At 58.7% G+C, this 24,141-nt stretch carries 11 protein-coding genes, 2 tRNA genes and 3 rRNA genes; 15 read left to right on the plus strand and 1 reads right to left on the minus strand.

Annotated elements, in window-relative coordinates; all coding sequences use genetic code 11:
* Positions 1 to 61 precede the first annotated feature (61 nt).
* From aptA to yfiB, 13 genes are all read left to right on the plus strand, one after another.
* Positions 62 to 1,411 (plus strand): omega-aminotransferase AptA, encoded by a 1,350-nt coding sequence (aptA, locus tag AC1RBR_RS03685; RefSeq protein ID WP_456018628.1) that lies wholly within the window; start codon positions 62 to 64, stop codon positions 1,409 to 1,411.
* Between the two features lie 76 nt (positions 1,412 to 1,487).
* A complete protein-coding gene (locus AC1RBR_RS03690; protein WP_047600432.1) occupies positions 1,488 to 2,981 on the plus strand; it encodes a CoA-acylating methylmalonate-semialdehyde dehydrogenase in 1,494 nt (497 codons plus the stop codon).
* Between the two features lie 576 nt (positions 2,982 to 3,557).
* A 16S ribosomal RNA gene (locus AC1RBR_RS03695) occupies positions 3,558 to 5,094 on the plus strand.
* An 81-nt stretch (positions 5,095 to 5,175) separates the two neighbouring features.
* Positions 5,176 to 5,252 (plus strand) — tRNA-Ile (locus AC1RBR_RS03700).
* A gap of 29 nt (positions 5,253 to 5,281) precedes the next feature.
* Positions 5,282 to 5,357, plus strand: a tRNA-Ala gene (locus AC1RBR_RS03705).
* Positions 5,358 to 5,604: 247 nt separating this feature from the next.
* Positions 5,605 to 8,496 (plus strand): 23S ribosomal RNA (locus AC1RBR_RS03710).
* 153 nt (positions 8,497 to 8,649) lie between these two features.
* Positions 8,650 to 8,765, plus strand: a 5S ribosomal RNA gene (rrf, locus tag AC1RBR_RS03715).
* The 16S, 23S and 5S rRNA genes sit together here with 2 tRNA genes alongside, the layout of an rRNA operon.
* A 154-nt stretch (positions 8,766 to 8,919) precedes the next feature.
* Entirely contained in the window at positions 8,920 to 12,372 is a 3,453-nt protein-coding gene (recC, locus tag AC1RBR_RS03720; protein ID WP_492563049.1) for an exodeoxyribonuclease V subunit gamma, read from the plus strand.
* Positions 12,369 to 16,058 (plus strand): exodeoxyribonuclease V subunit beta, encoded by a 3,690-nt coding sequence (gene recB / locus AC1RBR_RS03725; protein ID WP_492563051.1) that lies wholly within the window; start codon positions 12,369 to 12,371, stop codon positions 16,056 to 16,058. The genes recC and recB overlap by 4 nt, the downstream gene beginning before the upstream one ends.
* The gene (gene recD, locus AC1RBR_RS03730; RefSeq protein ID WP_492563052.1) at positions 16,055 to 18,154 is read left to right on the plus strand and encodes an exodeoxyribonuclease V subunit alpha; all 2,100 of its coding nucleotides are present in this window, start codon (positions 16,055 to 16,057) and stop codon (positions 18,152 to 18,154) included. The genes recB and recD overlap by 4 nt, the downstream gene beginning before the upstream one ends.
* A 120-nt stretch (positions 18,155 to 18,274) precedes the next feature.
* Entirely contained in the window at positions 18,275 to 18,850 is a 576-nt protein-coding gene (yfiR, locus tag AC1RBR_RS03735) for a regulatory sequestration protein YfiR (RefSeq protein ID WP_492563054.1), read from the plus strand.
* Positions 18,847 to 20,115 (plus strand): diguanylate cyclase DgcN/YfiN, encoded by a 1,269-nt coding sequence (gene dgcN / locus AC1RBR_RS03740; protein WP_492563055.1) that lies wholly within the window; start codon positions 18,847 to 18,849, stop codon positions 20,113 to 20,115. Before yfiR ends, dgcN begins: the two co-directional genes overlap by 4 nt.
* A gap of 4 nt (positions 20,116 to 20,119) precedes the next feature.
* Positions 20,120 to 20,614 (plus strand): outer membrane lipoprotein YfiB, encoded by a 495-nt coding sequence (yfiB, locus tag AC1RBR_RS03745; protein ID WP_115987657.1) that lies wholly within the window; start codon positions 20,120 to 20,122, stop codon positions 20,612 to 20,614.
* On the opposite strand, the gene AC1RBR_RS03750 is transcribed toward yfiB, so the two are convergent.
* Positions 20,611 to 21,558, minus strand: a complete 948-nt coding sequence (locus tag AC1RBR_RS03750) for a LysR family transcriptional regulator (RefSeq protein ID WP_007962101.1) — start codon at positions 21,556 to 21,558, stop codon at positions 20,611 to 20,613. The two genes, yfiB and AC1RBR_RS03750, sit on opposite strands and share 4 nt — an antisense overlap.
* Before the next feature lie 150 nt (positions 21,559 to 21,708).
* Here AC1RBR_RS03750 and AC1RBR_RS03755 point away from each other — a divergent pair, with 150 nt between their 5' ends.
* Together AC1RBR_RS03755 and mmsB are read left to right on the plus strand one after the other, a co-directional pair.
* Positions 21,709 to 23,235: a CoA-acylating methylmalonate-semialdehyde dehydrogenase gene (locus tag AC1RBR_RS03755; protein ID WP_027614149.1), complete on the plus strand. Its 1,527-nt coding sequence runs from the start codon at positions 21,709 to 21,711 to the stop codon at positions 23,233 to 23,235.
* 9 nt (positions 23,236 to 23,244) lie between these two features.
* A complete protein-coding gene (gene mmsB, locus AC1RBR_RS03760; RefSeq protein ID WP_007962098.1) occupies positions 23,245 to 24,132 on the plus strand; it encodes a 3-hydroxyisobutyrate dehydrogenase in 888 nt (295 codons plus the stop codon).
* Positions 24,133 to 24,141: the final 9 nt, after the last annotated feature.

Raw genomic sequence — 24,141 nt, forward strand, 5'->3', positions numbered from 1 at the left:
AATTTAGCTGCAACAACGCTTTTTATCTCCCTGATGCTTATGCCCTGCGAGGTTTTGCCCGATGAACATGCCTGAAAACGCGCCGTCGCCACTGGCCAGCCAACTGAAGCTGGACGCGCACTGGATGCCGTACACCGCCAACCGCAACTTCCAGCGCGACCCGCGTCTGATCGTTGGTGCCGAAGGCAGCTGGCTGTTCGATGACAAGGGCCGCAAGATCTACGATTCGCTGTCCGGTCTGTGGACTTGCGGCGCCGGGCACACCCGCAAGGAAATCCAGGAAGCGGTATCCAGACAACTGGGCACCCTCGATTACTCGCCAGGCTTTCAGTACGGTCATCCGCTGTCGTTCCAGTTGGCCGAGAAAATCACTGAGCTGACTCCGGGTAATCTGAACCACGTGTTTTTCACCGACTCCGGCTCCGAATGCGCCGACACTGCGGTGAAGATGGTTCGTGCCTACTGGCGTCTGAAAGGTCAGTCGACCAAGACCAAAATGATCGGCCGTGCCCGTGGTTATCACGGCGTGAACATCGCCGGCACCAGCCTTGGCGGCGTCAACGGCAACCGCAAGCTGTTCGGTCAGGCGATGATGGACGTCGATCACCTGCCGCACACTCTGCTGGCCAGCAACGCATTCTCCCGTGGCATGCCGGAGCAGGGCGGTATCGCTCTGGCCGATGAACTGCTGAAGTTGATCGAACTGCACGACGCGTCGAACATCGCGGCGGTGTTCGTTGAACCAATGGCCGGTTCCGCTGGCGTACTGGTTCCGCCGCAGGGTTATCTGAAGCGTCTGCGTGAGATCTGCGATCAGCACAATATCCTGCTGGTATTCGACGAAGTGATTACCGGTTTCGGCCGCACCGGTTCGATGTTCGGCGCCGAGAGCTTTGGCGTGACCCCGGATCTGATGTGCATCGCCAAACAAGTCACCAACGGCGCGATCCCGATGGGTGCGGTGATTGCCAGCTCCGAGATTTATCAGACCTTCATGAATCAGCCGACTCCGGAATACGCAGTGGAATTCCCCCACGGCTACACCTACTCGGCGCACCCGGTGGCGTGCGCCGCTGGCCTGGCGGCACTCGACCTGCTGCAAAAGGAAAACCTGGTGCAGAGCGTGGCCGAGGTAGCCCCGCATTTCGAAAATGCGCTGCACGGCCTGAAAGGTTCGAAGAACGTCATCGACATCCGTAACTACGGCCTGGCCGGTGCGATCCAGATCGCGGCCCGTGACGGCGACGCCATCGTGCGTCCGTTCGAAGCCGGTATGGCCCTGTGGAAAGCCGGGTTCTACGTGCGCTTCGGCGGCGACACCCTGCAGTTCGGCCCAACCTTCAACAGCAAGCCGCAAGACCTCGATCGTCTGTTCGACGCGGTTGGCGAAGTGCTGAACAAGCTCGACTGATTTTTCCTTCTATATATACCTGCGAATAACAGGCGCCCCGTGCGGGCGTCTGTACACAAGAATTCAGGAGTTTTCGATGAGCGTTATCCCGCATTTGATCAATGGCGAACTGGTGACCGAGAACGGTCGCGCGGTTGATGTGTTCAACCCGTCCACCGGTCAGGCGATCCACAAGCTGCCGCTGGCCACCCGCGAAACCATTCAACACGCGATCGACGCCGCCAAGGCTGCGTTCCCGGCATGGCGCAATACCCCTCCGGCCAAACGTGCCCAGGTGATGTTTCGCTTCAAGCAACTGCTGGAGCAGAACGAAGCGCGCATCTCGCAATTGATCAGCGAAGAACACGGTAAGACCCTCGAAGACGCCGCCGGTGAACTCAAGCGCGGTATCGAGAACGTCGAGTTTGCCTGCGCCGCCCCGGAAATCCTCAAGGGCGAATACAGCCGCAACGTCGGCCCGAACATTGACGCCTGGTCGGACTTCCAGCCACTGGGCGTGGTTGCCGGCATCACGCCTTTCAACTTCCCGGCGATGGTGCCACTGTGGATGTACCCGCTGGCGATCGTCTGCGGTAACTGCTTCATCCTCAAACCGTCCGAGCGTGACCCAAGCTCGACGCTGCTGATTGCTCAATTGCTGATCGAAGCCGGTCTGCCGAAAGGTGTATTGAGCGTGGTGCATGGCGACAAGACCGCAGTGGACGCGCTGATCGAAGCGCCGGAAGTCAAAGCCCTGAGCTTCGTTGGCTCGACGCCGATTGCCGAGTACATCTACGCCGAAGGTACCAAGCGCGGTAAACGCGTTCAGGCACTGGGCGGCGCGAAGAACCATGCGGTGCTGATGCCGGACGCGGATCTGGACAACGCGGTCAGCGCGCTGATGGGCGCGGCCTACGGTTCTTGCGGTGAGCGCTGCATGGCGATTTCGGTCGCGGTGTGTGTCGGCGATCAGGTAGCGGATGCGCTGGTGGCGAAACTGGTTCCACAGATCAAAGCGCTGAAAATCGGTGCCGGCACTTCGTGTGGTCTGGACATGGGACCACTGGTGACCGGTCAGGCGCGGGACAAGGTCAGTGGTTATGTCGACGACGGTGTGGCAGCGGGCGCGACCTTGGTCGTCGACGGTCGCGGCTTGAGCATTCCGGGGAACGAAGACGGCTTCTTCCTCGGCGGCTGCCTGTTCGACAACGTCACCCCTGAAATGCGCATCTATAAGGAGGAGATCTTCGGGCCGGTGTTGTGCGTGGTTCGCGTCAATAGCCTGGAAGAGGCAATGAAGCTGATCAACGATCACGAATACGGCAACGGCACCTGCATCTTCACTCGTGATGGTGAAGCGGCGCGGCTGTTCTGCGACGAGATCGAAGTCGGCATGGTCGGCGTCAACGTACCGCTGCCGGTGCCGGTGGCTTACCACAGCTTCGGCGGCTGGAAGCGCTCGCTGTTCGGCGACCTGCATGCTTATGGCCCGGATGGTGTGCGCTTCTATACCCGTCGCAAGGCCATCACTCAGCGCTGGCCGCAGCGTGCAAGCCATGAGGCTTCGCAGTTCGCTTTCCCTAGCTTGTAAATAGAAGAGCGGTGCGACGAAGGCCGACCCCTGTGGGTCGGCCTTCGTGTTTTCGGGGGTTTTTGACCGATGTGACAGAATTATGAAAATAGGTGTTGACGGCAGATTTCAGATGTCTATAATTCGCCCCACTTCCGGCGCAGTCGAAACGGAAAACTCCTTGAGATTCAATGAGTTACGTAGGTTTCGACAGCGAGTTGCTTCAGTTCATCGAAGCCAAAAGGAAGTTGAAAAAGAGGTGTTGACAGCAGCGTGTAACGCTGTAGAATTCGCCTCCCGCTGACGAGAGATCGGAAGCGCAAGTGGTTGAAGTTGTTGAAGAATTCTTCGAAAACTTCTGAAAATAATCACTTGACAGTAAATGAGGCTGCTGTAGAATGCGCGCCTCGGTTGAGACGAAAGATCTTAACCAACCGCTCTTTAACAACTGAATCAAGCAATTCGTGTGGGTGCTTGTGGAGTCAGACTGATAGTCAACAAGATTATCAGCATCACAAGTTACTCCGCGAGAAATCAAAGATGTAACCAACGATTGCTGAGCCAAGTTTAGGGTTTCTTAAAAACCCAAAGATGTTTGAACTGAAGAGTTTGATCATGGCTCAGATTGAACGCTGGCGGCAGGCCTAACACATGCAAGTCGAGCGGATGAAGGGAGCTTGCTCCTGGATTCAGCGGCGGACGGGTGAGTAATGCCTAGGAATCTGCCTGGTAGTGGGGGACAACGTTTCGAAAGGAACGCTAATACCGCATACGTCCTACGGGAGAAAGCAGGGGACCTTCGGGCCTTGCGCTATCAGATGAGCCTAGGTCGGATTAGCTAGTTGGTGAGGTAATGGCTCACCAAGGCGACGATCCGTAACTGGTCTGAGAGGATGATCAGTCACACTGGAACTGAGACACGGTCCAGACTCCTACGGGAGGCAGCAGTGGGGAATATTGGACAATGGGCGAAAGCCTGATCCAGCCATGCCGCGTGTGTGAAGAAGGTCTTCGGATTGTAAAGCACTTTAAGTTGGGAGGAAGGGTTGTAGATTAATACTCTGCAATTTTGACGTTACCGACAGAATAAGCACCGGCTAACTCTGTGCCAGCAGCCGCGGTAATACAGAGGGTGCAAGCGTTAATCGGAATTACTGGGCGTAAAGCGCGCGTAGGTGGTTTGTTAAGTTGGATGTGAAATCCCCGGGCTCAACCTGGGAACTGCATCCAAAACTGGCAAGCTAGAGTATGGTAGAGGGTGGTGGAATTTCCTGTGTAGCGGTGAAATGCGTAGATATAGGAAGGAACACCAGTGGCGAAGGCGACCACCTGGACTGATACTGACACTGAGGTGCGAAAGCGTGGGGAGCAAACAGGATTAGATACCCTGGTAGTCCACGCCGTAAACGATGTCAACTAGCCGTTGGGAGCCTTGAGCTCTTAGTGGCGCAGCTAACGCATTAAGTTGACCGCCTGGGGAGTACGGCCGCAAGGTTAAAACTCAAATGAATTGACGGGGGCCCGCACAAGCGGTGGAGCATGTGGTTTAATTCGAAGCAACGCGAAGAACCTTACCAGGCCTTGACATCCAATGAACTTTCCAGAGATGGATTGGTGCCTTCGGGAGCATTGAGACAGGTGCTGCATGGCTGTCGTCAGCTCGTGTCGTGAGATGTTGGGTTAAGTCCCGTAACGAGCGCAACCCTTGTCCTTAGTTACCAGCACGTAATGGTGGGCACTCTAAGGAGACTGCCGGTGACAAACCGGAGGAAGGTGGGGATGACGTCAAGTCATCATGGCCCTTACGGCCTGGGCTACACACGTGCTACAATGGTCGGTACAGAGGGTTGCCAAGCCGCGAGGTGGAGCTAATCCCACAAAACCGATCGTAGTCCGGATCGCAGTCTGCAACTCGACTGCGTGAAGTCGGAATCGCTAGTAATCGCGAATCAGAATGTCGCGGTGAATACGTTCCCGGGCCTTGTACACACCGCCCGTCACACCATGGGAGTGGGTTGCACCAGAAGTAGCTAGTCTAACCTTCGGGAGGACGGTTACCACGGTGTGATTCATGACTGGGGTGAAGTCGTAACAAGGTAGCCGTAGGGGAACCTGCGGCTGGATCACCTCCTTAATCGACGACATCAGCTGCTCCATAAGTTCCCACACGAATTGCTTGATTCATTGAAGAAGACGATAGAAGCAGCCCGAAATTGGGTCTGTAGCTCAGTTGGTTAGAGCGCACCCCTGATAAGGGTGAGGTCGGCAGTTCGAATCTGCCCAGACCCACCAATTTTTGTGTGGGAAACCTGTAGAAATACGGGGCCATAGCTCAGCTGGGAGAGCGCCTGCCTTGCACGCAGGAGGTCAGCGGTTCGATCCCGCTTGGCTCCACCACCACTGCTTCTGAAGTTTGAAAGCTTAGAAATGAGCATTCCATCGCTGTGATGGTGAATGCTGATTTCTAGTCTTTTGATTAGATCGTTCTTTAAAAATTTGGGTATGTGATAGAAAGATAGACTGAACGTTACTTTCACTGGTAACGGATCAGGCTAAGGTAAAATTTGTGAGTGACTCTTAAGAGTTTTGCGAATTTTCGGCGAATGTCGTCTTCACAGTATAACCAGATTGCTTGGGGTTATATGGTCAAGTGAAGAAGCGCATACGGTGGATGCCTTGGCAGTCAGAGGCGATGAAAGACGTGGTAGCCTGCGAAAAGCTTCGGGGAGTCGGCAAACAGACTTTGATCCGGAGATGTCTGAATGGGGGAACCCAGCCATCATAAGATGGTTATCTTGTACTGAATACATAGGTGCAAGAGGCGAACCAGGGGAACTGAAACATCTAAGTACCCTGAGGAAAAGAAATCAACCGAGATTCCCTTAGTAGTGGCGAGCGAACGGGGACTAGCCCTTAAGTGGCTTTGAGATTAGCGGAACGCTCTGGAAAGTGCGGCCATAGTGGGTGATAGCCCTGTACGCGAAAATCTCTTAGTCATGAAATCGAGTAGGACGGAGCACGAGAAACTTTGTCTGAATATGGGGGGACCATCCTCCAAGGCTAAATACTACTGACTGACCGATAGTGAACTAGTACCGTGAGGGAAAGGCGAAAAGAACCCCGGAGAGGGGAGTGAAATAGATCCTGAAACCGTATGCGTACAAGCAGTGGGAGCCCACTTTGTTGGGTGACTGCGTACCTTTTGTATAATGGGTCAGCGACTTATTTTCAGTGGCGAGCTTAACCGAATAGGGGAGGCGTAGCGAAAGCGAGTCTTAATAGGGCGTCTAGTCGCTGGGAATAGACCCGAAACCGGGCGATCTATCCATGGGCAGGTTGAAGGTTAGGTAACACTGACTGGAGGACCGAACCGACTACCGTTGAAAAGTTAGCGGATGACCTGTGGATCGGAGTGAAAGGCTAATCAAGCTCGGAGATAGCTGGTTCTCCTCGAAAGCTATTTAGGTAGCGCCTCATGTATCACTGTAGGGGGTAGAGCACTGTTTCGGCTAGGGGGTCATCCCGACTTACCAAACCGATGCAAACTCCGAATACCTACAAGTGCCGAGCATGGGAGACACACGGCGGGTGCTAACGTCCGTCGTGAAAAGGGAAACAACCCAGACCGTCAGCTAAGGTCCCAAAGTTATGGTTAAGTGGGAAACGATGTGGGAAGGCTTAGACAGCTAGGAGGTTGGCTTAGAAGCAGCCACCCTTTAAAGAAAGCGTAATAGCTCACTAGTCGAGTCGGCCTGCGCGGAAGATGTAACGGGGCTCAAACCATACACCGAAGCTACGGGTATCACGCAAGTGATGCGGTAGAGGAGCGTTCTGTAAGCCTGTGAAGGTGAGTTGAGAAGCTTGCTGGAGGTATCAGAAGTGCGAATGCTGACATGAGTAACGACAATGGGTGTGAAAAACACCCACGCCGAAAGACCAAGGTTTCCTGCGCAACGTTAATCGACGCAGGGTTAGTCGGTCCCTAAGGCGAGGCTGAAAAGCGTAGTCGATGGAAAACAGGTTAATATTCCTGTACTTCTGGTTATTGCGATGGAGGGACGGAGAAGGCTAGGCCAGCTTGGCGTTGGTTGTCCAAGTTTAAGGTGGTAGGCTGAGATCTTAGGTAAATCCGGGATCTTAAGGCCGAGAGCTGATGACGAGTTACCCTTTGGGTGACGAAGTGGTTGATGCCATGCTTCCAAGAAAAGCTTCTAAGCTTCAGATAACCAGGAACCGTACCCCAAACCGACACAGGTGGTTGGGTAGAGAATACCAAGGCGCTTGAGAGAACTCGGGTGAAGGAACTAGGCAAAATGGCACCGTAACTTCGGGAGAAGGTGCGCCGGTGAGGGTGAAGGACTTGCTCCGTAAGCTCATGCCGGTCGAAGATACCAGGCCGCTGCGACTGTTTATTAAAAACACAGCACTCTGCAAACACGAAAGTGGACGTATAGGGTGTGACGCCTGCCCGGTGCCGGAAGGTTAATTGATGGGGTTAGCTAACGCGAAGCTCTTGATCGAAGCCCCGGTAAACGGCGGCCGTAACTATAACGGTCCTAAGGTAGCGAAATTCCTTGTCGGGTAAGTTCCGACCTGCACGAATGGCGTAACGATGGCGGCGCTGTCTCCACCCGAGACTCAGTGAAATTGAAATCGCTGTGAAGATGCAGTGTATCCGCGGCTAGACGGAAAGACCCCGTGAACCTTTACTATAGCTTTGCACTGGACTTTGAATTTGCTTGTGTAGGATAGGTGGGAGGCTTTGAAGCGTGGACGCCAGTTCGCGTGGAGCCATCCTTGAAATACCACCCTGGCAACTTTGAGGTTCTAACTCAGGTCCGTTATCCGGATCGAGGACAGTGTATGGTGGGTAGTTTGACTGGGGCGGTCTCCTCCTAAAGAGTAACGGAGGAGTACGAAGGTGCGCTCAGACCGGTCGGAAATCGGTCGTAGAGTATAAAGGCAAAAGCGCGCTTGACTGCGAGACAGACACGTCGAGCAGGTACGAAAGTAGGTCTTAGTGATCCGGTGGTTCTGTATGGAAGGGCCATCGCTCAACGGATAAAAGGTACTCCGGGGATAACAGGCTGATACCGCCCAAGAGTTCATATCGACGGCGGTGTTTGGCACCTCGATGTCGGCTCATCACATCCTGGGGCTGAAGCCGGTCCCAAGGGTATGGCTGTTCGCCATTTAAAGTGGTACGCGAGCTGGGTTTAGAACGTCGTGAGACAGTTCGGTCCCTATCTGCCGTGGACGTTTGAGATTTGAGAGGGGCTGCTCCTAGTACGAGAGGACCGGAGTGGACGAACCTCTGGTGTTCCGGTTGTCACGCCAGTGGCATTGCCGGGTAGCTATGTTCGGGAAAGATAACCGCTGAAAGCATCTAAGCGGGAAACTTGCCTCAAGATGAGATCTCACTGGAACCTTGAGTTCCCTGAAGGGCCGTCGAAGACTACGACGTTGATAGGTTGGGTGTGTAAGCGCTGTGAGGCGTTGAGCTAACCAATACTAATTGCCCGTGAGGCTTGACCATATAACACCCAAGCAATCTGAATGCTCGAAAGAGACCAGATTGCGGTGTGTGAAGACGCAATGAACCGAAAGTTCGCGATGCTCACAAACACCTGTATCACATACCCGATTTGCTGAAGCGAGGCCAACAGGTCACGAGTCAGTACCCGAATTTCTTGACGACCATAGAGCGTTGGAACCACCTGATCCCATCCCGAACTCAGAAGTGAAACGATGCATCGCCGATGGTAGTGTGGGGTTTCCCCATGTGAGAGTAGGTCATCGTCAAGATTAAATTCCGAAACCCCAATTGCGAAAGCAGTTGGGGTTTTGTTTTGCCTGCAGGAAAGTTCCTACAGCATGCGGTAGGCCCTTCCGGCTGTCACAGCCTGCCGACAGTGCTAAGGTTCTGCCTTGGCTTTTGTACTTTTCCAAGGAAGCTTTTATGCCGGACGCCTCGTCCCTCAACGCTGCATTCATGGTGGTTCAGAGCAATAGCCTGGACGAGCTGCGCAGCCTGGTGGTCAGCATAATGCGGCGCTACCCATTGGCTCCCTTGGAGAATGAGATCGCTCTGGTTCAAAGCAACGGTATCGCCCAATGGCTCAAACTGGCTTTGGCAGAAGATCCTGAAGAGGACGATCTCGGTGGTTGCGGAATAGCCGCCGCCATCGATGTGCAGCTTCCAGGCAGTTTCATGTGGCAGCTCTACCGTATGGTCTTGGGCCGAGACGAAATCCCCGCCACATCCCTGCTCGACAAGGCTCCGCTGACCTGGCGGCTGATGCGCCTGTTGCCGCAAGTGATTGATCGCCCCCATTTCGAACCGCTACAACGCTTCCTCACCCATGACACCGACTTGCGCAAGCGCTACCAGTTGTCCGAGCGCCTGGCAGACCTGTTTGACCAATATCAGGTGTATCGGGCCGACTGGCTCGAGGATTGGGCCGAGGGCCGGCATCAGTTACGCAATGTTCGAGGCGAGATAAAGCCACTGGCTCCAGTCAGTTGCTGGCAGGCTGAACTGTGGCGTGCTCTTTTGGAAGATGTCGGTGAGCAAGGCATGGCCCAGAGCCGGGCCGGCGTTCATCAACGATTTATCGAGTGCATAAACTCCCTCGAACATGCACCAGCAGGACTACCCTCGCGGGTGATCGTGTTCGGTATATCCTCGTTGCCCGCCCAAGTGCTTGAAGCGTTGGCCGGACTTGCACGTTTCAGTCAGGTGCTGTTGTGTGTACACAACCCTTGCCGACACCACTGGGCCGATATCGTCGCCGACAAAGATCTGCTACGTCATCAATACAAGCGTCAGAGCCGCAAGAACGGCATGCCGGTCGTACTCGATCCTGAAACGTTGCACCAACATGCTCATCCGCTGCTCGCCGCCTGGGGCAAGCAAGGCCGCGACTATATCAACCTGCTCGACAGTTACGATGACCCCAACAGCTATCGTGCGGCGTTTCGTGACGGTCGCATTGATCTGTTCAGCGAAAATCAGCCACATAACCTGCTCAACCAACTTCAGGACGACATCCTCGAGTTGCGGCCACTCAATGAAACGCGTGAGCGCTGGCCCGCCGTTGACTTGACGCAGGATGGGTCGATCCGCTTCCACATAGCCCACAGTGCCCAGCGCGAAGTGGAAATCCTTCACGACCAGTTACTCGCACGCTTCAGCGCCAATCCGGATCTGCGCCCACGAGATGTAATTGTGATGGTGCCGGACATCGACAGCTATGCGCCGCATATCCGGGCGGTGTTCGGGCAACTGGATCGACAGGATCCACGCTTCATTCCATTTACCTTGGCAGACCAGGGCCAGCGGGGCCGCGATCCGTTGCTGATTGCTGTCGAGCACCTGCTGAAGCTGCCAGATAGTCGTTTCCCGGTGAGCGAGATCCTCGATCTGCTCGACGTCCCTGCGTTGCGCGCCCGATTTGGCGTGCAAGAGCGTGATTTGCCTACTTTGCATCGCTGGATCGAAGGAGCAGGCGTGCGCTGGGGAATGAACGCCGAGCAACGTGCGGGACTGGGTTTGCCGGATGAGCTTGAACAGAACAGCTGGCATTTCGGTCTGCGGCGAATGTTGCTGGGGTACGCAGTTGGCAGCTCCAGCGCCTGTGCCGGTATCGAACCCTACGATGAAATCGGTGGTCTGGATGCTGCATTGATCGGCCCGTTGGTTGCCCTGCTCGATGCATTGGAACTGGCTCATCACGAACTCACTCAAGTCGCTCAGCCCAAGGTGTGGGGGCAGCGTCTGCAAATCCTGATGCAGCTGTTTTTCAAGGCCAGTAACGAGCACGACGATTATCTGCTCACGCAACTTGAGGAGTTGCGCGAAACCTGGCTGCAGACCTGTGAATCCGTTGGGTTGGTCGATGAGTTGCCGCTGACGGTAGTTCGCGAAGCCTGGCTCGCGGGGCTGGATCAGGGGCGTCTGTCCCAGCGTTTTCTCGCCGGCGCAGTAAATTTTTGCACGCTGATGCCCATGCGGGCGATCCCGTTCAAGCTTGTCTGTTTGCTGGGGATGAACGATGGCGATTATCCCCGGGCGCAACCGCCACTGGACTTCGACCTCATGGGCAGTGACTACCGGCCAGGGGACCGTTCCCGGCGTGAAGACGATCGCTATCTGTTGCTCGAGGCGCTCCTGTCTGCGCGCGATCAGCTGTACATCAGTTGGGTCGGACGCAGCATTCGCGACAACAGTGAACGGCCTGCTTCAGTGCTGATCGGCCAGTTGCGCGATCACCTCGCCAGTGGCTGGCGGTCGCTCGATGAGCAACAGGATCTGTTGACCTCCATGACCGAGGAGCACCCCCTGCAACCGTTCAGTTCGCGCTATTTCCATGAAGGCGATCAACTATTCAGTTATGCCCGTGAATGGCAGGTTTTGCACCAGGTGCATGCGCCACAAGATGAGGCGGATCTACTCGCGCCCCATGTTCAGGAGGAGCCGCTGAGTCTGGCTCTTCTGCAGGATTTCTTGCGTAACCCGGTCCGGCACTTTTTCACGCAGCGCCTCAAAGTGTACTTCGAGGCCGCCGAGGCGCCCCTGGCTGACGAAGAACCGTTCGTGCTGGACGCATTGCAACGCTACACACTGAGCGACAGCCTGCTCGAAGCCGCACTCCGGCAGCCGGACAATATCAATCGGGCACTCGAAGATCAGGCGCGGCGTTTGCAAAACAGCGGATTGCTGCCCATGGCCGGCTTCGGCGAATGCCTGCAACGAGAGTTGATCGAGCCGTTACCGGACTTGCTGCAACGTTACCAACAACTTCTGGTGTTATGGCCGACACCATTGACCAGCGCGCTCCCCGTCAGTCTTGAGTTGCAGGGCGTGCGTGTTGAAGGCTGGCTCGCCGGTTTGCATCAACGCGCTGACGGTGGCGTGTTGTCGGTCACGACCATTCCCAACAGCATCGGCTCGATCAAAAGTCGAAAATGGCATCGGTTGATCAAGCCGTGGGTCAATCACCTGGTGGCCTGCGCCAGCGGACTTACCCTGACCACGGCACTGGTGGCGAGTGACGATACGCTGCTGCTTGAGCCGCTGGAGAAGGATCGAGCGGTTCGTTTTCTGGGTGATCTGCTGCTCGCCTGGCAGGCCGGTATGCGCCAGCCGTTGCCGATCGCGGTCAAGACAGCCTTCGCCTGGCTTGCGCAGACTGATCCGCTCAAGGCTGAGGCGGCTGCCAGAAAAGCCTACGAAGGCGACGGCCAGACCAGTGACGGTGAGCGCCGTGAAAGCCCTGCGCTGTCACGCCAATTCGCCGAGTTTGACGCATTGATTGCCGACGAAACATTCTCCGGTTGGTGCGACGCGTTGTATCGCCCCCTGTTTGAAGCGCCATGGCGCTCGTTGGCCAGCGAAGGGGCACGCGCATGAGTACCAAAACACCGCTGGCTCTGGCCTTCCCACTGCACGGCAGTCAACTCATCGAAGCCAGTGCCGGTACCGGCAAGACCTTTACCATTTCTGCCCTCTATCTGCGGCTGATCCTTGGCCACGGCGGCGAATCGAGCGGCTTCGGTCGTGAGCTGCTGCCCCCGCAGATTCTTGTGGTGACCTTCACCGATGCCGCCACCAAGGAACTGCGGGAAAGAATCCGTACGCGTCTGGCCGAGGCCGCACGGTTTTTCCGTGAAGAAACCCCGGCGCCGGATGGCTTGATTGCCGAGCTGCGCGAGCAGTTTGACCCGGCACAATGGCCCGGTTGCGCCAATCGCCTGGACATCGCCGCGCAATGGATGGATGAAGCGGCCGTCTCCACCATCCACAGTTGGTGCCAGCGCATGCTGCGCGAACACGCGTTCGACAGCGGCAGCCTGTTTACCCAGTCCCTGGAAACCGATCACAGCGATCTGCTCGGTGAAGTGCTGCGCGATTACTGGCGACTGTTCTGTTATCCGATGCAGGGCGACGCGCTGAACTGGGTTCGCGCTAACTGGGGTGGGCCGGCAGCGTTGTTGCCACGAGTGCGCGGCCTGTTTGGCAGCGAGCGCGACAGTGATGACGGCAAGGCCCCTGCAGAATTGATCGACGAGTGCCTGCAAGAACGGCGTGCCGCGTTGCTCGAGCTGAAAATGCCATGGCGTCAGTGGGCGGATGAGCTGCTGGTGATCTGCCACGAAGGCGTTGCGAGCAAAGCCGTCGACGGACGCAAGATGCAGGCGCGCTACTTCGAGCCCTGGTTCGAGAAACTCAAGGCGTGGGCCGAAGACGAGGCCATGGAGCAACTGGATATCGGCACCGGTTTCACCCGATTGACCCCTGACGGAATGGCCGAAGCCTGGAAGGGCCAGGCACCGAGTCATCCGGGTCTCGACGCGATGCCGGGGCTCAAGTCGAGCCTCGACGCGCTTCCCACCCCCGACGCCGCCGTACTGCAACATGCGGCGCGATGGGTGGGCGCGCGTTTTGAGGAAGAAAAGCGTCGTCGTGCGGAAATGGGTTTCGACGACATGCTGTTGCGCCTCGATGCGGCTTTGCAATCCGACAGCGGCGAGCGTCTTGCTGCGGTGATCCGCGAGCAGTTTCCGGTTGCTCTGATCGATGAGTTTCAGGACACCGACCCGGTGCAATACCGGATCTTCGAGAGCATCTACCGCATCGAGGACAACAGTCCGGAGACCGGTCTGTTTCTGATCGGCGACCCCAAGCAGGCGATTTACGCGTTCCGTGGCGCCGATATCTACACCTACCTGCGTGCGCGTCAGGCCACTACCGGCCGCCTGCATACGCTGGGCACCAACTTCCGCTCCAGCCATGGCATGGTCAACGCGGTCAATCACGTATTCGAGCGCGCCGAGTCCCGCGAGCAGGGACGCGGCGCGTTTTTGTTTCGGGAAAAAAACGGGGAAAACCCGGTGCCGTTCCAGCCTGTTGAGTCTCAGGGGCGCAAAGAGTGGCTGCAGATCGCCGGCCACGATGTCGCGGCACTGAATGTCTGGCATCTGTCGACGGATCAGCCGTTGTCGGGCGCAGTCTATCGCCAGCAGTTGGCCGCGGCCTGTGCCAGCGAAATCACTGCATTGCTCAATGGCGGGCAAACCGGTGCGGCGGGATTTGTCCGCGACGGAGAAGACTTCAGAAGCTTGCGGCCCTCTGACATTGCGATTCTGGTGCGCGACGGCAAAGAGGCCCAAGCCGTACGCGCAGAACTCGCGGCCCGTGGCGTGCGCAGCGTTTACCTGTCGGACAAGGACTCGGTGTTCGCCGCCCAGGAAGCGCATGATCTGCTGTCCTGGCTCAAGGCCTGCGCGGAGCCGGATGTCGAGCGCTCTCTGAAGGCTGCGCTGGCCTGCATCACCCTCAATCTGCCGTTGGCTGAACTGGAACGATTGAATCAGGACGAGTTGGTCTGGGAAGCCCGGGTCATGCAGTTTCGTGGTTATCGCGAACTGTGGCGCAAGCAAGGTGTGTTGCCGATGTTACGGCGTCTGCTGCACGACTTTCACCTGCCGCAAACGCTGATCGCGCGCAGTGATGGCGAGCGGGTACTGACCAACCTTTTGCACTTGTCGGAACTGATGCAGCAGGCTGCCGCTGAGCTTGATGGCGAGCAAGCGCTGATTCGTCATCTGGCCGAGCTTCTGGCGTTGTCCGGTCAGGCCGGCGAAGAGCAGATATTGCGTCTGGAGAGTGACGAGCAATTGGTCAAGGTCGTGACCATTCACAAATCCAAAGGGCTTGAGTATCCATTGGTATTCCTGCCGTTCATCTGTTCGGCAAAGCCGGTGGATGGCAGTCGCTTGCCGCTGCATTACCACGATGCCTCCGGCAAAGCCCAAGTGACGCTTAAGCCGACTGTCGAATTGATCGCCCTGGCGGATGACGAGCGTCTGGCCGAGGACCTGCGTCTGCTCTACGTCGCCCTGACTCGCGCGCAACATGCCTGCTGGCTGGGTGTCACGGACCTCAAACGCGGTAATAACAACAGTTCGGTGCTTCATCTTTCGGCGCTTGGCTATCTGCTGGGTGGCGGCGCAAGGCTGGATGAGTCAACCGGCCTGAGCCGTTGGCTGCAGGATTTGCAACAGAACTGCACGGCCATCAGCTTGGGTGAGTTGCCTCAAGCCACTCAGGAGATTTACCGGCCCGAGCGCAACGAAGCGATCCTCAGCGCTACATTGGTGCCCAAGCGCAAGGCCAGCGAAAACTGGTGGATTGCCTCCTACAGTGCTTTACGCATCAGTGACGTGTTGAGCGTGGGCAGCGATGAGGCGCCGGACAGCCCACAAGCGCAAAAACTGTTTGATGATGAACGTCTCGACCCGGATGCACCGCGCGAGATCGTGGCCGGCGGCGCCGATATTCATCGTTTTCCTCGCGGCCCGAACCCGGGCACCTTTCTCCATGGGCTGCTGGAATGGGCTGGAGACGAAGGTTTTGCCGTTCCTTTTGAAACGCTCAAGGATGCGATTGGCCGGCGCTGCAACCTGCGCGGTTGGGAGGGGTGGATCACTACGCTGAGTGACTGGCTGCAACACTTGCTCAAGTCGCCGCTGCCAGCAGGTGGCGGACAGCCTCCGGTGGTTCTCGAGCAACTCAGACAGTACCGCGTCGAGATGGAGTTCTGGTTCGCCAGCCACAAGGTCGATGTTCTCAAACTCGATGAGTGGGTGCGCCAGTACACCCACAACGGTGTGGCACGAGTAGCCGCCGAGCCAGTACAGCTCAACGGCATGTTCAAAGGCTTCATCGACCTGACCTTCGAACACGAGGGGCGCTACTACGTGGCCGACTACAAATCCAACTGGCTGGGTGTCGACGATGCGGCCTATACCGAGCAAGCCATGGAGCGCTCGATCCTCGACAACCGTTATGACCTGCAATACGTGTTGTATCTGCTGGCCTTGCATCGACAACTGAAGGCGCGGTTGCCTGACTACGATTACGATCGACATGTCGGTGGTGCGTTGTATGTGTTCCTGCGGGGGACCCGGGCAGACAGTCGCGGGGTGTATTTTGCGCGGCCGCCGCGCGAGCTGATCGAGCGCCTGGATCGCCTTTTCCAGGGCAAGCCTGAACCCAAGGCCGAGCCCGCATGGGAACAGGGAGTCCTGTTATGAGCCGTACCTTCGCCGATCTGCCATCGGCTATCGACAACCCGTCGAGCCTGGCGCCACTGACCAGTGCCTCGGATCTGCTGATCTTGCTTGATCGCTGGGTCGAGCGAGGCTGGCTTCGTTCGCTGGACAAGGCCTTTGTCGGTTTTCTGTACGAACTCGCGCCCCAGTCCGACCCACTGGTGTTGCTCGCTGCCGCACTGACCAGCCATCAACTGGGGCACGGGCATGTCTGCCTCGACCTGTTCGAAACCCTCAAGGCCCCGGATTTCGCCCTGTCTTTACCTCCCGAAGGTGATGTGCAAAGTGGTGTCTTGCTGCTGCCGTCGCAGTTGCTTGAAACGCTGGATGGCGCCCATTGGTGCAAGTCATTGGCGAGCAGCGCTCTGGTTGCCCTGGCTGCGGACAATAGCGAAGCGGCGCATCAGCGACCGTTGGTGCTGTCCGGCAAGCGTCTGTACCTGCGGCGCTACTGGGCCTATGAGCGGCGTATCGATGCGGCGTTACGCACACGTCTGGCGCAAGGCGAAACGCCGCCCGATGACCTGCCCCAGCGTCTCGATGAATTGTTCGGCGCCGCCATGCCAGGAGCAGTGATCGACTGGCAGAAACTCGCCTGCGCGCTTGCCACTCGGGGAGCCTTCAGCATCATCACGGGCGGTCCGGGAACCGGCAAAACCACCACGGTGGTGCGTCTGCTCGCGCTGCTCCAGGCGCCGGCGGTCGAGGCCGGTCAGCCGTTGCGCATTCGTCTGGCGGCGCCTACCGGCAAGGCCGCGGCGCGGTTGACCGAGTCCATCAGCCAGCAAGTGCAGTCGCTGAAAGTCACCGAAGACGTGCGCGAGAAAATCCCCTGCGACGTGACCACTGTCCATCGCCTGCTGGGTAGCCGTCCTGGCACACGACATTTCCGCCACCATGCCGGTAACCGCTTGCCGCTGGACGTGCTGGTGGTCGACGAAGCGTCGATGATCGACCTGGAAATGATGGCTAACCTGCTCGATGCGTTGCCGGCGCATGCGCGTCTGGTATTGCTCGGCGACAAGGATCAGCTCGCTTCGGTGGAGGCCGGTGCAGTGCTCGGCGATCTGTGCCGCGATGCCGAGGCAGGCTGGTACAACCCGCAGACCCGGCAGTGGCTGGAGTCGGTCAGTGGAGAGTCCTTGCAGGACAGTGACCTGCACGAGGACCGCGACGGCTCGCATCCGCTGGCTCAGCAACTGGTGATGCTGCGCCATTCCCGACGCTTCGGTGAAGGCAGCGGCATCGGTCAACTGGCGCGGCGAGTCAATCAGCAGTTGCCGGAGGAGGCGCGCCAGTTGCTGACGGCCGGTCACTACGATGACGTGTTTTACCTGCCGCTCAAGGGCGAACACGATCACACGTTCGAGCGGCTGCTGCTCGACGGTCATGGGGAGGGTCCGCAGGGTTATCGTCACTATCTGAATGTCCTGCGCCAACAACGCCCGCCAGCGGAAAGACCGCTGGAGCATCCGGACTGGATCAGCTGGGCGCGGGAGGTGTTGCAGGCATTCGACACCTTCCAGTTGTTGTGTGCCGTGCGCAAGGGGCCTTGGGGCGTTGAAGGGCTGAATCTGCGGATCACCGAAACGCTGGTCAAGGCACGCCTGATCGAGCATGACCAGCAATGGTACGAAGGCCGGCCGGTGCTGATGACCCGCAACGATTACGGCCTGGGTCTGATGAACGGCGATATTGGCATTGCCCTCAGGTTGCCCGAGCGCGAAGGCCCGGACGCCGGTAAACCGGTGTTGCGCGTGGCCTTTCCGCGTAACGACGGGCAGGGCGGTGTGCGTTTCGTGCTGCCGAGCCGGCTCAACGATGTGGAAACGGTGTACGCGATGACGGTGCACAAATCCCAGGGCTCGGAGTTCGCCCACACCGCGCTGATCCTGCCGGATGCCTTGAATCCGGTGTTGACCAAGGAATTGATCTATACCGGTATTACCCGGGCCAAACACTGGTTCACTTTGATCGAGCCCCGGGCTGGCGTGTTTGAAGAGGCGGTGCAGCGCAAGGTCAAGCGCCTGAGCGGATTGATGCTGGAACTGGAGGAAGGTAGCGAGGCTCGGGAATGAAATAACCCGATGTTCGGTACCGATTACTGACCAACTGGTCAGCAGCTGCTGTCTCGCTGGTGTTACTGCGCTGTGCTATCGTTGCGGCATCATTTCGGTACGATCCAAGAGAATCCCTGCATGAAGGTGGCTGTCTGGGCGACAGAGCGCGTGGTTCGCTGCAAGCACGTATTGCTAGTCGGTCTGCTCTGTTTGCTGACAGGCGTTGCCATGGCGCAGCCACAAACGCCGGTGGGCATGGCCGAGCAGCGTGCCCAGTCGGTGACGCAGGTTGTGCTGGGCATCCTCAGTTACGCGCGCTGGCCGGTGGAACCCGCACAATTGCATCTGTGCATCGTCGGCCCCACCGAATACACCGATGACCTGGTCAAAGGCACTACGCAAGCCACTGGTCGTCCGGTCGCTGTGCGCCGACTGCTGGCCGACAACCCGGCGATCGTCAGCGAATGCGATGCGGTGTACATCGGCAAACTCACCGCAGATGAACGCAGTCGGCTGTTCACATCATTGATCGGCCATCCGGTGCTGAGCATCAGCGAAGGGGGCGATCAGTGCACGGTCGGTAGCCTGTTCTGCCTGCGGGTCGGCGATCAGCAAGTATCCTTCGAGGTCAATCTCGACTCCGTCGCCCGCAGCGGTGTACGCATCCACCCGAGCGTACTGCAGTTGTCGCGCCGCAAACCGGCGGCACCATGAAGCTGTTTCGTTCCAGGAGCCGCCCCACACTGGGCTCGGTCATCGGCCGTGGCCATTTGATCGTCGCGCTGGTGGCCGTGACGATGGCTAGCGTGTCGCTGACCCTGCTGGGCGTTCTCGCACTGCGGGTGTACGCCGATCACAACCTGCACCTGATTGCACGTTCGATCAGCTACACCGTGGAAGCGGCGGTGGTGTTCAACGACAAGGACGCCGCCACCGAAGCGCTGGCCTTGATCGCGTCCACCGAAGAGGTGGCGGATGCCCAGGTGTTCGACACACAGGGGCAGTTGCTGGCGCGTTGGCAGCGGCCCGAAAACGGTCTGTTTTCCCAACTGGAAATGCAGGTCGCCCGGACCATCCTGGAAAAGCCGATCAGCCTGCCGATCGTGCATCAGGACCGTGAAATCGGGCGTATTCTGCTGGTCGGTCACGGCGGCAGTCTGATGCGCTTTTTGCTCAGCGGTCTGGCGGGGATCATTCTTTGCACCGCGATCAGTGCCTGGGTCGCGCTGTATCTGGCGCGCCGGCAGTTGCGCAGCATTACCGGCCCGCTTCGCAGCCTCGCGGCGGTGGCCCACGCCGCCCGCAGCGAGCGTGCGCTGGATCGCCGGGTTCCACCGGCGCAGATCGCCGAGCTCGACAACCTCGGCAACGACTTCAATGCCTTGCTCGACGAGCTCGAATCCTGGCAAACCCATCTGCAAAGCGAGAACGAAACCCTCGCCCATCAGGCCAGCCACGATAGCCTCACCGGTTTGCCCAACCGGGCGTTTTTCGAGGGCCGATTGGTTCGTGCGTTGCGCAACGCCGGCAAGCTCAATGAGCGGGTCGCGGTGATGTTTCTCGACAGTGATCGTTTCAAAGGCATCAATGACAACTTCGGTCACGCCGCTGGCGACGCGGTGCTGGTAGCGGTCGCCAATCGGATCCGCGCGCAACTGCGTGAAGACGATCTGGTGGCGCGGCTTGGCGGCGACGAGTTCGCCGTACTGCTCGCGCCGCTGCACAAGGTCGAAGACGCCGAGCGCATTGCCGACCAGATTCTCGCCAGCATGGACATGCCCATCGAGCTGCCGGGCGACACCAGTGTGGTGACGTCGCTCAGTATCGGCATTGCGGTTTTCCCCGATCATGGCGCCACGCCAGGTGCCTTGCTCAACGCCGCCGACGCCGCGATGTACCAGGCCAAGCGCCTGTCGCGTGGCGCTCAATTCACTGCCGGGTCGGAGAGCCCGGTCGTCAATCTGCAAACCAGGAGCTGATTCCGTGTTCACATTTCCCGCTCGATTGTTTTCCGCCTTACTGATGATCGCCGTACTGGCGCTGACCGGGTGCCAGACCGCACCGCAAAAAGGCCTGACCCCGGCGCAGATCGCCGTCCTCAAACAACAGGGCTTCGAGGCGACCGACGAGGGCTGGGAGTTTGGCTTGTCCGGCAAAGTGCTGTTTGGCAGCGATATCGAAAGCCTGAACAACCAGAGCACCGAAATCGTCGAACGCATCGGCAAGGCGCTCCTCGGTGTCGGTATCGAGCGGGTGCGGGTCGACGGACATACCGATGCCTCGGGCAAAGAAACCTACAACCAGCAACTGTCGCTGCGTCGGGCCAAAAGTGTGGCCAAAGTGCTGACCACCGTCGGCATGAAGGAAGAGAACATTCAGTTGCGCGGACTGGGCAGCAGCGAGCCTGTGGCGTCCAACAATACCCCGGCAGGACGCACCGAAAATCGCCGGGTGTCGATTGTGGTCAGCGCCGATTAATCGGCGAACCGCATCTCGCGGGTCTGCCCCATCAGCAGACCCTGATTACGCTCGGTCACCTCACGGATGTAATCCCACAACAGGGTGATCCGCTTCAATTTCCTGAGATCCTCCCGGCAATACATCCAGAACTGCCGGGTGATGTCGATTTCTTCGGGCAGCACTGGCAGCAGGCGCGGATCCTGCGCCGCGAGGAAGCACGGCAGAATCGCCAGTGAACGCCCTTGCTGCGCTGCGACGAATTGCGCGATCACGCTGGTGCTGCGCAGGTTTGCGCTGGCGCCGGGCAGCACGTTCGCCAGGTACAGCAGCTCCGAGCTGAACGCCAGGTCATCCACGTAACTGATGAATTGATGCTTGCCCAAATCGGCCGGGCGGCGGATCGGTGGGTGCTGGTCGAGATAGTCCTGGGTCGCGTACAGCTGCAAGCGGTAGTCGCAGAGTTTGCAGCACACATACGGGCCGTGTTCCGGGCGTTCCAGGGCAATGACGATGTCGGCTTCGCGTTTGGACAGGCTGATGAAGTGCGGCAGCGGCAGGATGTCCACCGAGATCGCCGGGTAGGCGTCGACGAAGTGGCTCAACTGCGGGGTGATGAAAAAGCTGCCGAAACCTTCGGTGCAGCCCATGCGTACATGCCCGGAAAGCGCCACACCAGAGCCCGAGACCTGCTCGCAGGCCATGTGCAACGTGCTTTCGATCGACTCGGCATAACCCAGCAGGCGCTGGCCTTCGGTGGTCAGCACAAAACCGCTGGTGCGTGATTTCTCGAACAGCAGCGTACCCAATGCCGCTTCCAGTGAACTGATGCGTCGCGACACGGTGGTGTAGTCGACGGCGAGCCGTTTGGCCGCGGTGCTGGCCTTGCGGGTGCGGGCGACTTCGAGGAAAAACTTCAGGTCGTCCCAGTTCAGCGACCCCAGGGAGGTGATGTTTTTTTGCATGATGGACGGGCTTATATGTGCGTTCTTATTAGAAGTTTGCACATCTATACTCCAAAAACAGTCCGACAACCAATTCGTGACACACGCCTCATCTCAAGGCGAACCCTTTCGCCTTGGCTCCTACGATAAAAACAAGTTTCGGAGACCAGCATGAACGCATCGCTTACGCCCAACGAAACCACGGTCCAGAAGGTCAAGCTGCTGATCGACGGCGAGTGGGTCGAATCGCAGACCACCGAGTGGCACGACATCGTCAACCCGGCGACCCAGCAAGTGCTGGCCAAGGTGCCGTTCGCCACCGCCGCTGAAGTTGATGCTGCCATCAGCGCCGCGCACCGCGCGTTCCAGACCTGGAAACTCACCCCGATCGGCGCGCGCATGCGCATCATGCTCAAGCTGCAGGCGCTGATCCGTGAGCACTCCAAACGCATCGCCGTGGTGCTGAGCGCCGAGCAGGGCAAAACCATTGCCGACGCCGAGGGCGACATTTTCCGTGGCCTGGAAGTGGTCGAACACGCCTGTTCCATCGGCACCCTGCAAATGGGCGAGTTCGCCGAAAACGTGGCCGGCGGCGTCGATACCTACACCCTGCGCCAGCCGATCGGCGTGTGTGCCGGCATCACCCCGTTCAACTTCCCGGCGATGATTCCGCTGTGGATGTTCCCGATGGCCATTGCCTGCGGCAACACCTTTGTGCTCAAGCCTTCGGAGCAGGATCCGCTGTCGACCATGCTGCTGGTGGAACTGGCGATCGAGGCGGGCGTTCCGGCAGGCGTGCTCAACGTCGTGCACGGTGGCAAGGACGTCGTCGATGGTCTGTGCACCCACAAGGACATCAAAGCGGTGTCGTTCGTCGGTTCGACCGCGGTCGGTACGCATGTCTACGACCTGGCTGGCAAGCACGGCAAACGCGTGCAATCGATGATGGGTGCGAAGAACCATGCCGTGGTGCTGCCGGACGCCAATCGCGAGCAAGCGCTGAATGCCTTGGTCGGCGCCGGTTTCGGTGCGGCAGGGCAACGCTGCATGGCCACCTCGGTGGTGGTGCTGGTTGGTGCGGCGAAGCAATGGCTGCCGGATCTGAAAGCGCTGGCGCAGAAACTCAAGGTCAACGCCGGCAGCGAGGCGGGCACCGATGTCGGCCCGGTGATCTCGAAGAAAGCCAAGGCGCGGATTCTCGAGCTGATCGAAAGCGGCATCAAGGAAGGCGCCAAGCTTGAGCTCGATGGTCGCGACATCAAGGTGCCGGGCTACGAGCAAGGCAACTTCGTCGGCCCGACCCTGTTCTCGGGCGTGACCACTGACATGCAAATCTACACCCAGGAAATCTTCGGCCCGGTGCTGGTGGTGCTGGAAGTCGACACCCTCGATCAGGCCATCGCGCTGGTCAACGCCAACCCGTTCGGCAACGGCACGGGCCTGTTCACCCAGAGCGGTGCGGCGGCGCGCAAATTCCAGACGGAAATCGACGTCGGCCAGGTCGGCATCAACATCCCGATTCCGGTGCCGGTGCCGTTCTTCAGCTTCACCGGTTCGCGCGGTTCGAAACTCGGCGACCTCGGCCCGTACGGCAAGCAAGTGGTGCAGTTCTACACCCAGACCAAAACGGTCACGGCGCGCTGGTTCGATGACGACAGCGTCAACGACGGCGTGAACACCACCATCAACCTGCGCTGAGGACTGGCCATGAAAATCGCATTTATCGGTCTGGGCAACATGGGCGCGCCGATGGCGCGCAACCTGATCAAGGCCGGCCATTCGCTGAATCTGGTGGACCTGAACAAGACGGTGCTGGCGGAGCTTGAGCAACTGGGCGGCACTATCCGCGCCTCGGCCCGTGAGGCCGCCGAAGACGCCGAGCTGGTGATCACCATGCTCCCGGCGGCGGTGCATGTGCGCAGCGTCTGGCTCGGTGAGGACGGTGTGCTGGCCGGTATCGGCAAAGGCGTGCCGGCGGTGGATTGCAGCACCATAGATCCGCAAACCGCCCGCGATGTGGCCGCCGCTGCTGCCAAACAAGGCGTGGCCATGGCTGATGCACCGGTCTCCGGCGGCACTGGCGGCGCGACCGCCGGCACGCTGACCTTCATGGTCGGCGCCACTCCGGAACTGTTCGCCACCCTGCAACCGGTGCTGGCGCAGATGGGCCGCAACATCGTGCATTGCGGCGAAGTCGGCACCGGGCAAATCGCCAAGATCTGCAACAACCTGCTGCTGGCGATCTCGATGGTCGGTGTCAGCGAAGCCATGGCGCTGGGGGATGCACTGGGGATCGACACCTCGGTGCTGGCCGGGATCATCAACAGTTCGACCGGGCGTTGCTGGAGTTCGGAAATGTACAACCCGTGGCCGGGCATCGTCGAAACGGCTCCGGCCTCGCGCGGTTATACCGGCGGGTTTGGTGCCGAACTGATGCTCAAGGATCTGGGGCTGGCAACCGAAGCGGCGCGTCAGGCGCACCAACCGGTGGTGCTCGGCGCGGTGGCGCAGCAGTTGTATCAGGCGATGAGCCAGCGCGGGGAGGGCGGCAAGGACTTCTCGGCGATTATCAACAGCTATCGCAAGCCGCAGTAAACAGGCATC

It is taken from the genome of Pseudomonas sp. GW823-FHT01D03, from assembly GCF_058798255.1.